Raw genomic sequence first — 12,518 nt, 5'->3', positions numbered from 1 at the left:
CCTGCTTTTTTGATTAGGAAAACGGTATACATTAAGCATACTACTCCGTGTAGAAAAATTAGATAGACTGCAGTTACTCTTTAATACATCGCACTCCTACACCAATATTAATGATGTTTTCTGAATAGGAGATAGTATTTTGGTCGTGTACCAAGTTAATCACTACTCTGAAAAAACCATCTGAAGTTTTAGTTGTTGTAGCCCAATTAGAAATTATTTCACTGGCTTTTGGTGTACCAAGAACATCAACATATCCATTTGCTAATCCATTAAAGCCAATGGCATCAGTGCCAAATCCTGAGCGAATCCATCCTGTTTTTGACTTTAAAGCTTTCCCTTCATTACCACTGTGTCCATTTGTTTTGAGGTAATTTTCTAAAATTTCGAAATCTTTTTTACTAGGTATTCTCCATCCAGTTGGAGCGAGTTTTCCACTATCTAATACAAGATCGCTGTACATTGCGCCATAGTAATCTGAAGGTAATTCTTCGGAAAACACATTGTTTAAATCATTTGTATTGGCCCATTGGTAGTGAGCAATACTATTCCATTTATCTGAAAAAGCATATTTAGGAATTGGTGTTCCATCGTTATATTTCGTTGTTTTTAAGTTTTCTAACATCCATGTTTGAGTGCCTATTTTTAAAGTTTTATAGGTGTTGCCATCACGATCAACTAATTTTCCGAATGCGTTGTTGGTGTCACTTTCTTCATTTTTCGAACAAGAGATAATTATTAAAAACAAAAGTGGAAGTAGTTTTTTCATATATGAATGGTTTTGTGTTAATTTTTATAATTATCTATTTAAAAAAAAACTTTAAGGAACTAAAATAATAAAATTATTTCAACTACAGCTGTCCCGTCAGGATAATTTTATTGCTGGAGCTGGTTGTGAAAATAAATTGCATTAGCTATTATTCTTTAGGTTCTCATAAATAGATAGAACCAAAGGAAAAGTTACATAGACAATCCAAATTGCAATATGCTTTGGAACAATTTCGAAGTAAAAATTGAAATAAAAAATACCTATCGTGAAGCAAATACAACACACAGAATGTAAAATTTCAATTTGATTCTTTATCAAAAACAATTTGAAAGTGTTAGCAACCGAATAAACGTAAATATACAAGACTTACGTAAAAAAAAACTACTTTCTACAAAGTCGTCTTATCTATTACTCAAAAGAGAAAATTAAAAATTTGTTTCGCTCTCTAGTTGTATGTCTTTGATATCGTTCGGATTCATTTTATAGCGGTAAACCCCTTTGTTCCCAATTGCAAATAAAGTATTGTCTCGTATAATTACGTCAAAACAATTTTTGTCGATTGAGTGAACCAAAACCGGTTCTACAGGATTTTCAATGTTAAATATTTTGAGAACATCGTCGCAAACCAGAAGGTATTTTGCAGTGTAAAAACCAATTCCTTTGGGTTGCATGAGATTTCGACTGTGAATTAATTTGGGGTTTTTAAGATCCTTAGTGTCGTAAACTTGCAAAACGTTGCTGTTATTGCCACAAGTAGTATTTGAGTTCAACGTTACATAGGAATGTGTACTATTTGCAATAACAGGGTCGCAAGCGGTAAAGTGTCGTACACTAGATAATTTGGTTGGGTTTTCAGGATTGCTAATCGAATAAATAAACATTCCGTTTCTAGATCCAATAAACAAGTTGTCTTCGTAAGAGAACAGCGTTTCGATGTCAAAGCCAATAGGAATATCGTTCACTTTAACGGGTTTTTCGCCATCTATTAACGAAAACACATTTAATTTCATTTGGTCTACGCTATATAGATAATTGCCTTTTAGGGCAAAAACAGCAAGGGAACCGCCTTGTCCGGTACTATCGTTGGATGCGCTATCACTATTAGAACAACCGAATGTAACTATCAATAGGAAGAAGAATATAATTTTTTTCATGATTATTTTTTTAGATTCCAGTCAATTATAATTTCATTGTCTTTTGTGTAGCCAAATGTCCCGTTTGGTGCTTGCTTTTGCGGAAACACATTTTTATTTCGGTTAGTAACCTTAAAAATTCTTGTGGCGGGATCGAACGTTGCTGTGACTAAATCGACAGCTTGATTAATGTACACCGTATTGCCTTTGATGGCTAAATCAGTGGCTCCTGGAGCCTTTATAAAATAGAGTCTTTCTGGTTTACTTGGATTTGCATAATCGTAAACATGAAAACCTTTGTTGACATCATTAATAAACATTAAATCTTCTTTAATGTAAATTTTTCCTGATTTAACAATGGGCTGTGCGTTTTGAAAAACGATCGAAGTTTCTAGGACGCTACGAGTAATGATTACAGGTTGGTATTCTTGTCTCGGAAAGTCATTGGGATCGGTTGTTGGCCAGCAGGAAACAAACAAAATTGAAACCAGCAATAGAAGTACTGTTTTTTTCATAGTCAAATGTTTCCTTAAAGATAACTAAAGGTTTTTTTGGTTGCGTTACCTTTTGGTTAAATTTAGATTCACAAGGAATTAGCAATCAGAAATCTATTGGTTTAATTCAAAGAGGTTTTCTAAAAAAGCGATTTTTTCTTTTTCTTCCCACAGTTTGGTGTAAACAAGTAAGTTCAAAAATTCGGTTTTACTGACACCAAACAGAAAAATAGTATCTAATTTCTTGTCATTGTATTTCCAAATGATATAACCAAGTGTTGCGTTTTCCTTGATTTTCGACACCTTAAATTTTTGTTCTTTAAAGTTGTTAGTTTGGGTTATTTTTCGTGAAAATTTCTTTTACGCCTCCTTTAGTTACCACAATCGAATTGTAACTGCCGTTTTTGTCCGCTAAAAATTCTACTGTTCTATCATTGTCATCTGATCTAAAAAATTTTGTTTTTGATTCAGGGAAAAGTTCAAGTTCTATACTGTTGTAATAAAGTTTGGTACCCATTTTTATGATTTCAATTGTGCCAAATTGCCCTGTGTATTGATTATAAATAGATGGGTTTGCCTTTATTTTTTTGTGTTTGTAGGGTAGTGTAACTTCTTTTTGAAAAACTAGAGCTGAAAGTCCGTAGGCAATGATATGTGAAAGAGATTCATTATTGGAAAGCACAGTGACCAAAAGGCGATCTTTTGTAAACCGATTGAAGGATGTCATAGCACCAAAAAAGCCACCGTCATGCGCAATCAGTTCATGACCGTGATTGTAAAATGGATTGATTACAAAACCATATCCCCAATTTTGTGTATTATAAGGTGTGAACATTAGTTGTTTCATTTTTTCGGATAAAAGGGTTGTGCCATAAAGCGCTTTGTCCCAAAGAGCCAAATCTTCAACAGTTGCATACACACCATCATTACCATAGTTGATGTCCCAATTGATAAAAGGGTTGCTAACATAGCGATTGTGCTCTTTGATATAATTTTTAGCTTTGTTAGGAATTAATGCATTATTACTAATTACACCAGAGTTGTACATACCTGCTTTTTCAAATACATGTTTTTGAAGATAAGTGCTGTACTTTTCGCCAGAAACTGATTCTATAATTTTAGCTAACAAATAATAGCCAATATTACTGTAGGCTGTCTTTGTGCCAGGTTCAAATTCATAGGGCATTTTTTTTATTTCGTTGTAGGCTGAATCAGCTGACATCGTACTTGTTGCAATATTTTTGAAACCCATGGCTAGTCCAGACGAATGAGACAACAGCATGTGTATGGTAACCTGATCTGCTTTGGGGTAATCAGGTATGAAACGACTTAGCGGATCAGTCAGAGATAATTTTCCTTCCTGCACCAATTGAAGGATTGCCGCTGCAGTAAATTGTTTAGTAACTGATGCCAATTGAAATTTAGTGTCAATCGTATTTTTAATTTTTTGTTCGTAATCAGCAAATCCGTAAGCTTTTTTGAAGAGTACAGTATCGTTTTTTGATACTAAAACAGTACCGCTAAAATGATTGATATCATGCTGTGCTTGCATGTGTTTTTCAATAGCTGCGGATGTGTTTTTTTGACAAAAAAGAACCGTTGGCAAAATTGTGAATAGGAGCACTACGAGACTTACACTAGTTTGATTTCTATTTTTCATGATCCGTTTTACAGTTGATAAGTACTTTAGTTAATAGTTGGTCCAGAAGAACTATTTCATTTTCAGACAATCCAGCTAGAGCATCTGTTCTGTTTTTTTGTATAGTGGGAGTGAGTAAAGCAATGGTTTCAATTCCTTTTTTTGTGATTTCAAGATTGAATTTGCGTCTGTCAGTCTCATGAATTTTCCGACTGATGTAGTCCTTTTTTACCATCAAATCAATAATTCTTGTTACTGAAGCATTGTCTTTAAAAATCATTTCTGCTACTTCTTTTTGGGAGTACTCAGGATTTTTGTGAAGAATTATGAGCACCAAACATTGGTCAACGGTGATATCATGTACAATGGAACTTATATTTTTTTGAGCCATTTTTCGGTATTCTTTTATTGTTTGCTCTAAGGTGTAAAGTACCGTGCCTGTGGGATTTGTATTTTTCATTTGTTTAATATTTGATGCAAATATAATTGATATATCAATTAATTGATTAATTTTTTTGAAAAATATTTATTTTTTGAAATTTTAAATGGGTTTGCTTTGTAATGTTTTTATAATAAATTGATTGGCTGGTTTGAAACGTGTTCTGAAACCAATAATAATTGTAAGTTGGAGTAGGCTGTCCCAATCGAAAACTTAGCTTTGGAAAACTTTCAAAACATTTTTTCTGTAGTATATCACCAAAAAAACAAAAACAAAGTCCGGAGTTGTAAGTGAAATACAAGCAAAAGTACCAACTTCTCTAAAAACAGCTTTCATTGACTTGAAAACCGACTTTTTAAGGCATTTTATTTTTACAAACTACAACCTAAAATAAACCTCGCTTAAAAATCCTTAAACGAGGTTGTTTTTTATGCTTATCTTGAAATTTTACTTTTTTAAGAGAGTTACGCAACAGCTACGCGTGTTGGTAGTTGCTTTTTTATTTATTCTGCTAATCGGTTTTCAATGTCCATTCTTTCGTGTAAAACTCTCACGACTTCAATTTCATTAGTTTTATCTTTCTTAAATAAAATTAAATGTGATTTTACTTTTGAATATTTATATGATTTTCTAATTTTTCCAATGTCACGAGCCAAATCAAAATTATCTACGATATATTCAATTTCGTCAATAATTAAGTTATAATATCTATTTGCTTGTTCAACTGACCAGTTTTCTGCTGTATAAATCCAAATGTTATTGATGTCTTCTATTGCCTTTTCACTAATTATGTAAACTGACATTATTTTTGGAAATTAGCTTTTAGTATTTCAAGGTTTTTATTGCGGTCAAAATTTCTGATTTTACTACTCTTTTCGCCAATTTTTAGTTCATTGATCAAAGATTTTGTTTTAGTTTCTTCTTGTTCAAAAACTCTTAAAGCAGTTCTAACAACTTCACTTACTGAACTATATTTTCCTGTAGAAATTTGTTCATTAATAAAGTTTTCAAAATAGTCTCCTAATAATATTGATGTATTTCGTGCCATGATTTTTATTTTCACCAAAGATACCAATAATTGGTATTAAATTCAAAATTTTTTCGGTTTTTTTGAGCAAAAGTTACTGCTAAAGTTCTGGTAATAAATCGATTTTGGGTTTTCAATTAAGCCTATTATTCGGATTTACTAATCTTCCAAATACAAAACCATCTTTCCATTAAGCCCAATGCCCAAATCCGTTGTAATGGCTGTTGTTCGTTCGGTTACTTTTAACATTATTCTCTTGTAACTTACAATCCATTAATAATATTCTTGGAATTAATGTTAGTAAAAACTCTTTTAACTTTATTTATAATTTTATGTTCAATTACTTCTCTTTGATATTTATCTGAGTAATCAATATCAAAGTTTAAATATAGATTGAAATTTTTAAGATTTTCTTTATTTTCAATTTCTTTCATTATTTCATTAAATATTATTTCTTTATCAGCAAGACTATATTTCCTTGAAACTTCAATAAAAAAATACAGTGTATGGTACAGATTTTTTTGATTAGCTAAAAAAAGAGTTGCTTCTTTTTCTATTTTTTTATTTTCATCACTTTCTTCATACATATTAACAAAAATATGCACAATACCGTATTTTGAGTAGTCAATTCTTGAATACTTAATTTCTTCTCCATTATACTGATAGTGAAGTTTTTCTTGTCCCATGTTAGTATAGGAAATAAAAAGAAGAATTATAATGAATATTTTTTTCATTTTTTTGTTTTAACATTACCGCAAACTTCACACTATGAAAAAACTTCACACCCGAGCGATAGCGAATAGACGGAGTAATCTTTCAAACAAATATATTAAAAATATTGTAAGAAAAATAAATATTTTGTGTTTTTAAACATGCAATACATACAAGGAATACAGTGTAATCAACTGTAAATAGTGATTCTAGAAGACACGATAAGCCAAGAGAATCCAGTTCTCCCGAAGCTTCGGGATTATCGATGCTTTTGTAAATAGCACCAACTTCTCTAAAAACAGCTTTCAATGACGTGAAAACCGACTTTTAAGGCTTTATATTTTTACAAACTAAAACTTAAAGCCAAAAATAAACCTCGCTTAAAAATCCTTAAACGAGGTTGTTTTTTATGCTTATCTAGAAATTTTGCTTTTTTAAGAGAGTTGCGCAACAGCTCCGTGTGTTGGCAGTAGTTGCTTTATATAATGCTACTTAAATACTCTTCAGCGGTCATAATTGGAATTGTAGAGTGCTTAAAGTCTTTTCCGTTTCTGGTTATAATCATTGAGCAGTTAGATTGTAAAGCAGTAAAATAATGAACACCATCTTCAAAATCTTTAAAACTCGAATTCAACGCTTTGTCAATTGTTTCCTCATTGACCTCACAAACTTCACAGATTATTTTAAACTTTCGAAGTTTATTCAAAACAGATTCGGATGTTTCATATTTATTTAAAACATAATCTATTGTCGTGAATGAAAGAGGTGAGACAATTAGAGTAAGTTTTTTTTGGTCTGCCAAGGTAGCAACCTTAGCAATTGAATCAAAAAAAGGAAGTCTTTCTCCCAACAAATCTAATATTACGTTGGTATCTAAAAAAATTCTGCTCATTTGTATTTTTGTTCTAAATAATCAGCACGATCTTTTTTATAATCATAATCAGCTGGAATTTTAATTCCTGAAGAAAGACTTTTTACGAATGGCGAAATTTGTATGTCATTATTTATTTTATCTGAAGTCAAAGAATTAAGGTAATTTTCTATAATTCGAGATAAGCTTAATTTTTTTTCAGACGCATAATGTTTAGCTTTTTCAATTATCTCTTGGTCAAGCTTTAATGTGAGTTTAGTATTCATAATATAAAATATTTATACGTACAAATATATAAATTTAGGACGGAATAAATGTGAATTTCGATTTTTTTTGCGATTACTGCCAACGTCAGTCTGTGAAAAAACTTCGGTTTACTTACAAACAAATATAGCAAAATACTTGTATTAAAAGGAGTTTTTTCCTATATTTAAGAATGCAACACATCACCGGAATTTCACGTCAACAACTGCGTTTTACAAGTTTAGAAGATACAATAAGTCCCGATAACCAGGTGCGATTTATAGATGCCTTTGTCGAATCTATAGACCTCTCTAAGCTTGGTTTTTAGGTAAAAACGCTCAAAACTGAAGGTCGCCCAAGTTTTAATAGTAAAGTGTTTCTAAAGATCTATTTATATGGGTATCTCAACGGAGTCAGAAGTGGTCGAGATCTAGAAAAGGAATGTTTGAGAAACATGGAAATGCAATGGCTTTTAGAAGCTATTATTCCTAATTACCACAGCATATCCAATTTTAGAAAAAACAATCCTATTGCCTTGAAAAAGCTATTCAAACTCTATGTTCTTTTTTTAAAAGATGCCGATTTGATAGGTTGCGAAACCATTGCTATCGATGGTACCAAAAGCCGAGCCCCCAATAGCAAGAAAGTCAATTTCAATCAAAAGAAAATCGACAAACATGTAGATTGTATTGAAGTAAAAACCCAAGAATACTAGATGCTTTGGAAGAAAATGACGCCAAAGATAACCCCGCTATAATCCAAAATATCCAACAAAAGATAGATCACAGCATCCACAAGGAACACTATGATCGAATGCACCAAAAACTAACTCAAAACGCACGCTATGCCAAGCAAATGGTACGAGTGAGAAGTAAAACCGTAGAACCAGTAATAGGAACATTGGTCAATTTTACCAATATGAAGCGCGTAAACACAAGAGGAATCAAGCAAGCCAACAAACACGTTTTAATGGCAGCATTGACCTATAATCTTAAGAAATACTTGAAGTTTATCACCAAAAAAACAAAAACAAAAGCCGGAGTTGTAAGTGAAATACAAGCAAAAGTACCAACTTCTCTAAAAACAGCTTTCATAGACTTGAAAACCGACTTTTTAAGGCATTTTATTTTTACAAACTACAACCTAAAACCAAAAATAAACCTCGCTTAAATATTCTTAAACGAGGTTGTTTTTTATCCTTATCTTGAAATTTTACTTTTTTAAGAGAGTTGCGCAACAGCTACCTGTGTTGGCAGATGTATTTTTACCACGTTTTTCTTTCTGTGTAATCTGGTTTATCTAGATATTCCATTACATACTCACTCATTTTAGGTTTCAATTTTTTATACAAGTCTCCATAAATTGGTTCTTTGTATTTGTGAATTGCCCTAAATACATTTTCTTCATTGTATTTAAAATACCAAGTATCTGGATAGTTGCTTTTGTCTAAAATTTCGGTTAATAAAGCTAAACTTTCTTTATTCTTATATTTGGCGATTGCGCGACAATAATACTTTAAATCATTTGAAGATGATTGCTTTTTCTTTTTTATAGTCTTCTCCAAAAACTTTTTTAGTATTGGAAAATAGATGTCGTTTGGATTTTCTTCAATTGATTTAAAAATCCAATCTTCACAAGGGCTTTCAATAGTACTAAAAATAGTTTTTAAAAATTCTAAATCTTCTTTTTTCTTAAATTTTGATAATGCGTAGCAAGCTCCTAACTGTTCTCCACATCTGTCAGTTTTAATTTTAGATTTTTGCTTTATTACCGAATAATATTTTTCATTTGGTTCTATGTCCTGCAACATCCAATTTGAAACATCTAAATATGAATGTTTCAACAAAACACTATCAATTAAAATATTTTTCTCTGTTTGAGTAAGTTTTCTGCTGTCTTCTGCTTTTCTAATTAATAAATCTGAAACCATAAAGTTATCAGCCGCATCTTCGAAATACCACCATTCAACTTTAGTTGTATCGCTCAAATGCCCCAGAAGTATTTTAAAATAATCTTTATCATTTTTATTTACCAAAGTTCGGTAAGCAATTACTCTTAATATTGGATCTTCACAATTAAGTAGTTTTAATAATTCTTCTTTTGTGCAATTTTCTTTTATAAAGTTTCTTGCAATTGTATCACTTGAAGGGACTTTTTTTTCAGCAGCAAGTTTTTTTAGATGAATTTGGAGTTCACTTCTAAAGTCAGAAATTTTATTCGGATATGGTTTTTCACGTCCACAACTGAATATTATTGAAATTAGAATTATATAGGTGAATTTTTTCATAATATATCTGCCAACGTCAGTCTGTGAAAAAACCTCCGTTGTATTATCGCCAAATATATCAAAATACTTGTATAAAAAGGAGGTTTTTCGTATATTTAATAATGCAACACATCACCGGAATTTCTCGTCAACAACTGCGTTTTACAAGTTTAGAAGATACAATAAGTCCCGATAATCAGGTACGATTTATAGATGCCTTTGTCGAATCTATAGACCTCTCTAAGCTTGGTTTTTCGGTAAAAACGCTCAAAACTGAAGGTCGCGCCCAAGTTTTAATAGTAAAGTGTTTCTAAAGATCTATTTATATGGCTATCTCAACGGAGTCAGAAGTGCTCGAGATCTAGAAAAGGAATGTTCGAGAAACATGGAAATGCAATGGCTTTTAGAAGCTATTATTCCTAATTACCACAGCATATCCGATTTTAGAAAAAACAATCCTATTGCCTTGAAAAAGCTATTCAAACTCTATGTTCTTTTTTTAAAAGATGCCGATTTGATAGGTTGCGAAACCATTGCTATCGATGGTACCAAAAGCCGAGCCCACAATAGCAAGAAAGCCAATTTCAATCAAAAGAAAATCGACAAAAATGTAGATTATATTGAAGTAAAAACCCAAGAATACTTAGATGCTTTGGAAGAAAATGACGCCAAAGATAACCCCGCTATAATCCAAAATATCCAACAAAAGTTAGACCGATTGAAAGGAAACAAATTGCGTTATGAGCAACTAGAAGAAAAACTAAAAGCAAGTGGCGAGCCGCAAATAAGTACTACCGATAGCGATGCCAGAGCCTTATTAGTGCAAGGACAAGTAGTTGAAATCTCATTCAATCTCCAATCTGCAGTCGATGCCAAACACAATCTAGTGGTAGTCACGCAAACCATCAACAAGAACGATCGCAGTGCCTTGTCTGCCATTGCCCTAGAAGCCAAAGAGAATCTAGCAATAGAAACCTATACCGCCCTGGTGGACAAAGGATATCATAATGGCAAACAAATAGAAATTTGCAAACAAGCCAACATCACTACCATCGTAGCACAGCCAGAACAAGGAAAAAGTAACGAAAACGGTACGACCAAGGATTATTTGGTAGCCCAATTTCAATACAATCAAGACACCGATACCTATACCTGCCCACAAGGCGAAACGCTAAAAACTACGGGCAGTTGGCATAAGAAAACTACAGATAGAGATAGCTATAATTTTAAAAAATACCGAACCCCAAAATGTAAAGAATGTCCCGTAAAACATTTATGTACTAGTAGAGCATCAGGCAGAGAAATCGACCGAAGCCAATATGCCGAAGCCGTAGAAGAAAACAACAAGCGCTATCATGAAAACCCACAACTCTACCGCAAGCGGCAAGAGATCAACGAGCACATTTTTGGTACTATCAAACGCCAATGGGGCTATAACCATACCAATTTAACGGGGCTCGAAAAAGTAAAAGGAGAACACAGCCTAATTATGCTGGTGTATAACATCAAACGCAGTATCAATATCCTGGGCGTTCCCGATCTGATTGCCAAACTCAAAAAATGGAACTCACCCTACAAGGCAAAAGTCCTGTTTTTACTAAAAAAGGAGTATTTAAAGCTAACTAATGCCCTTGATTTCTATCAAACTAAGTTAGTAGCCTAAAAAAAGAGCCTTCTTAAAAAGGCTTTATTTGAATTGTAGAACAGGAAAATTGAAGGTTTTTAAGGAAAAAAGGAGGTTTTTTCACAGCCTGACGTTCCCGCGCTACAGCGGGTTTGGGATTAAAAATGTGTAATCTTTCGGATTTGCTAAATTATCCCAAGTACAAAAACAACTTTCCATTAAGCCAAATGCCCAAATCCGTTGTAGCGTGTGTTGGCAAATCGGTTTTATGGTTAAGTTGTAAAAATAAGAAAATCCCTCCTTACAGGGAGAGATTTCTGTTCTTATGTTACATATTATTTTTTTGGTGGTTCATAAGGTTTAAATACCGCAATTCCTTCCACTGGACATCTTTCTAATTTATAAAGTATTGGGATGTTATTACGATCAATTAAAATAGCATCATGAAGTTCTTTTTTCTTTTCAATACCAATGTTGTCATATCCAAGGGGTTGCCTTTTTGCATGAATATAATTAATGTAAATGTTTTCAGAATTAAAATCCGCAAGAAAATATAATCTATATCCTCCAGCATCAGGAATTCTTTTTTTAAGAAAAGGGATGTGCTCAGGACCGTAAAGTCTATTTCCAGTAGCAACAATATCAAAAGTGTTATCTATAAAAAATTCTAAAAATAATTTTTCTAAATCTTTGTATTGTTTCTTTTTAATTAATTTTTGATACTCTTCAATAAAACTATTGGAACAATAAACATTCATCCATTATTTGCTTAACATTTCTATTCTTTTAGCAAATTCGGTATCAGCAGGGAGGTTAAAATACAAATCTTCTAAATCTTGATTGTGCTCTTTTAGATCGTCTAAAGCGATTTTATAATTACGCATTGCTTTGGTGGCAATGTCTTTGGTAATAACCCAACTCATACTTACATAAGTACGAATTAGTTTTTTATGAACTGCGTTTGATTTATCAAGCAATCCTTTTATTAATTCAAGACATTCATCGTCAACGTTATCTACCCAAGATAATTTTTCTAATTTTGAATTAATATCTATTATCGTTTTGGTTTGATTTTCAAGAGAAGTTGTAAATACTATAATTTTATCCAAAAATTTATCAACAGCTTCTTGTTTTAGAGCTTTGACATTTTTTTGATTTGCTAATTCAGTAACCTCATTAAAGGTTTCTTGAATTTTTGATTTAGCGGTTAAGCATTCCATCATATAGTTTGATTTAAAACGTATGTACATTTGTGTTTGACAATTGTACGTGACAAATATATACAAAAGCATATATATAATAACA

The 12,518-nt window shown here is 32.1% G+C and carries 17 protein-coding genes; 3 read left to right on the top strand and 14 right to left on the bottom strand.

Annotated features, from left to right (window positions below):
• Positions 1 to 73: 73 nt before the first annotated feature.
• The 11 genes from DNC80_RS09085 to DNC80_RS09035 all read right to left on the bottom strand — a co-directional run bounded on the left by DNC80_RS09085 (position 74) and on the right by DNC80_RS09035 (position 7,346).
• Positions 74 to 766, bottom strand: a complete 693-nt coding sequence (locus DNC80_RS09085; protein WP_182650936.1) for an FISUMP domain-containing protein — start codon at positions 764 to 766, stop codon at positions 74 to 76.
• 425 nt (positions 767 to 1,191) lie between these two features.
• Positions 1,192 to 1,920, bottom strand: a complete 729-nt coding sequence (locus DNC80_RS09080; RefSeq protein WP_182650935.1) for a hypothetical protein — start codon at positions 1,918 to 1,920, stop codon at positions 1,192 to 1,194.
• A 2-nt stretch (positions 1,921 to 1,922) separates the two neighbouring features.
• On the bottom strand, positions 1,923 to 2,414 hold the full coding sequence (locus DNC80_RS09075) for a hypothetical protein (RefSeq protein ID WP_182650934.1): 492 nt from the start codon (positions 2,412 to 2,414) through the stop codon (positions 1,923 to 1,925).
• Between the two features lie 93 nt (positions 2,415 to 2,507).
• The gene (locus tag DNC80_RS09070) at positions 2,508 to 2,696 is read right to left on the bottom strand and encodes a hypothetical protein (RefSeq protein ID WP_182650933.1); all 189 of its coding nucleotides are present in this window, start codon (positions 2,694 to 2,696) and stop codon (positions 2,508 to 2,510) included.
• Between the two features lie 25 nt (positions 2,697 to 2,721).
• Complete coding sequence (locus tag DNC80_RS09065; RefSeq protein ID WP_182650932.1) at positions 2,722 to 4,053, bottom strand: serine hydrolase; 1,332 nt, start codon at positions 4,051 to 4,053, stop codon at positions 2,722 to 2,724.
• Entirely contained in the window at positions 4,043 to 4,492 is a 450-nt protein-coding gene (locus tag DNC80_RS09060) for a MarR family winged helix-turn-helix transcriptional regulator (protein ID WP_182650931.1), read from the bottom strand. Before DNC80_RS09060 ends, DNC80_RS09065 begins: the two co-directional genes overlap by 11 nt.
• A 482-nt stretch (positions 4,493 to 4,974) precedes the next feature.
• Positions 4,975 to 5,274 carry a type II toxin-antitoxin system RelE/ParE family toxin gene (locus tag DNC80_RS09055; protein WP_182650930.1) on the bottom strand — a complete coding sequence of 100 codons (300 nt, stop codon included), beginning with the start codon at positions 5,272 to 5,274 and terminating at the stop codon, positions 4,975 to 4,977.
• Positions 5,274 to 5,519, bottom strand: a complete 246-nt coding sequence (locus tag DNC80_RS09050; protein WP_182650929.1) for a type II toxin-antitoxin system ParD family antitoxin — start codon at positions 5,517 to 5,519, stop codon at positions 5,274 to 5,276. The genes DNC80_RS09055 and DNC80_RS09050 overlap by 1 nt, the downstream gene beginning before the upstream one ends.
• Before the next feature lie 242 nt (positions 5,520 to 5,761).
• A complete protein-coding gene (locus tag DNC80_RS09045; protein ID WP_182650928.1) occupies positions 5,762 to 6,232 on the bottom strand; it encodes a hypothetical protein in 471 nt (156 codons plus the stop codon).
• Between the two features lie 455 nt (positions 6,233 to 6,687).
• Entirely contained in the window at positions 6,688 to 7,101 is a 414-nt protein-coding gene (locus tag DNC80_RS09040) for a PIN domain-containing protein (RefSeq protein ID WP_182650927.1), read from the bottom strand.
• Positions 7,098 to 7,346, bottom strand: a complete 249-nt coding sequence (locus tag DNC80_RS09035; RefSeq protein ID WP_182650926.1) for a DUF6364 family protein — start codon at positions 7,344 to 7,346, stop codon at positions 7,098 to 7,100. The genes DNC80_RS09040 and DNC80_RS09035 overlap by 4 nt, the downstream gene beginning before the upstream one ends.
• 350 nt (positions 7,347 to 7,696) lie before the next feature.
• Between DNC80_RS09035 and DNC80_RS16000 the strand changes: the two genes are divergently transcribed.
• The gene (locus tag DNC80_RS16000) at positions 7,697 to 8,038 is read left to right on the top strand and encodes a transposase (RefSeq protein WP_370628732.1); all 342 of its coding nucleotides are present in this window, start codon (positions 7,697 to 7,699) and stop codon (positions 8,036 to 8,038) included.
• Positions 8,039 to 8,043: 5 nt separating this feature from the next.
• Positions 8,044 to 8,493 (top strand): transposase, encoded by a 450-nt coding sequence (locus DNC80_RS15810; RefSeq protein WP_255493201.1) that lies wholly within the window; start codon positions 8,044 to 8,046, stop codon positions 8,491 to 8,493.
• Between the two features lie 94 nt (positions 8,494 to 8,587).
• Here DNC80_RS15810 and DNC80_RS09020 read toward each other — a convergent pair whose 3' ends face one another.
• The gene (locus DNC80_RS09020) at positions 8,588 to 9,610 is read right to left on the bottom strand and encodes a hypothetical protein (protein WP_182650925.1); all 1,023 of its coding nucleotides are present in this window, start codon (positions 9,608 to 9,610) and stop codon (positions 8,588 to 8,590) included.
• Between the two features lie 283 nt (positions 9,611 to 9,893).
• On the opposite strand from DNC80_RS09020, the gene DNC80_RS09015 reads away from it, so the two are divergent.
• Positions 9,894 to 11,252 carry an IS1182 family transposase gene (locus DNC80_RS09015; RefSeq protein WP_370628731.1) on the top strand — a complete coding sequence of 453 codons (1,359 nt, stop codon included), beginning with the start codon at positions 9,894 to 9,896 and terminating at the stop codon, positions 11,250 to 11,252.
• A 296-nt stretch (positions 11,253 to 11,548) separates the two neighbouring features.
• On the opposite strand, the gene DNC80_RS09010 is transcribed toward DNC80_RS09015, so the two are convergent.
• Together DNC80_RS09010 and DNC80_RS09005 are read right to left on the bottom strand one after the other, a co-directional pair.
• The gene (locus tag DNC80_RS09010) at positions 11,549 to 11,971 is read right to left on the bottom strand and encodes a hypothetical protein (protein ID WP_182650924.1); all 423 of its coding nucleotides are present in this window, start codon (positions 11,969 to 11,971) and stop codon (positions 11,549 to 11,551) included.
• A 3-nt stretch (positions 11,972 to 11,974) separates the two neighbouring features.
• The coding region (locus DNC80_RS09005; RefSeq protein WP_220485220.1) for a hypothetical protein at positions 11,975 to 12,518 on the bottom strand (544 nt) is incomplete at its 5' end.

Source organism: Flavobacterium sp. SOK18b, from assembly GCF_014156605.1.
Lineage (GTDB): Bacteria > Bacteroidota > Bacteroidia > Flavobacteriales > Flavobacteriaceae > Flavobacterium > Flavobacterium tiangeerense.
The sequence above is the reverse complement of the archived record's forward strand: the minus strand, read 5'-3'. Positions and strand labels throughout refer to the sequence as shown.

What these genes read in the sequence shown, in the direction of transcription:
- DNC80_RS09050 (WP_182650929.1), bottom strand. Translation starts at nt 5,519, where the DNA reads ATGGCACGAAATACATCAATATTATTAGGAGACTATTTTGAAAACTTT.
- DNC80_RS09010 (WP_182650924.1), bottom strand. Translation starts at nt 11,971, where the DNA reads ATGAATGTTTATTGTTCCAATAGTTTTATTGAAGAGTATCAAAAATTA.
- DNC80_RS09060 (WP_182650931.1), bottom strand. Translation starts at nt 4,492, where the DNA reads ATGAAAAATACAAATCCCACAGGCACGGTACTTTACACCTTAGAGCAA.
- DNC80_RS09075 (WP_182650934.1), bottom strand. Translation starts at nt 2,414, where the DNA reads ATGAAAAAAACAGTACTTCTATTGCTGGTTTCAATTTTGTTTGTTTCC.
- DNC80_RS09045 (WP_182650928.1), bottom strand. Translation starts at nt 6,232, where the DNA reads ATGAAAAAAATATTCATTATAATTCTTCTTTTTATTTCCTATACTAAC.
- DNC80_RS09055 (WP_182650930.1), bottom strand. Translation starts at nt 5,274, where the DNA reads ATGTCAGTTTACATAATTAGTGAAAAGGCAATAGAAGACATCAATAAC.
- DNC80_RS09085 (WP_182650936.1), bottom strand. Translation starts at nt 766, where the DNA reads ATGAAAAAACTACTTCCACTTTTGTTTTTAATAATTATCTCTTGTTCG.
- DNC80_RS09040 (WP_182650927.1), bottom strand. Translation starts at nt 7,101, where the DNA reads ATGAGCAGAATTTTTTTAGATACCAACGTAATATTAGATTTGTTGGGA.
- DNC80_RS09080 (WP_182650935.1), bottom strand. Translation starts at nt 1,920, where the DNA reads ATGAAAAAAATTATATTCTTCTTCCTATTGATAGTTACATTCGGTTGT.
- DNC80_RS09020 (WP_182650925.1), bottom strand. Translation starts at nt 9,610, where the DNA reads ATGAAAAAATTCACCTATATAATTCTAATTTCAATAATATTCAGTTGT.
- DNC80_RS09065 (WP_182650932.1), bottom strand. Translation starts at nt 4,053, where the DNA reads ATGAAAAATAGAAATCAAACTAGTGTAAGTCTCGTAGTGCTCCTATTC.
- DNC80_RS09035 (WP_182650926.1), bottom strand. Translation starts at nt 7,346, where the DNA reads ATGAATACTAAACTCACATTAAAGCTTGACCAAGAGATAATTGAAAAA.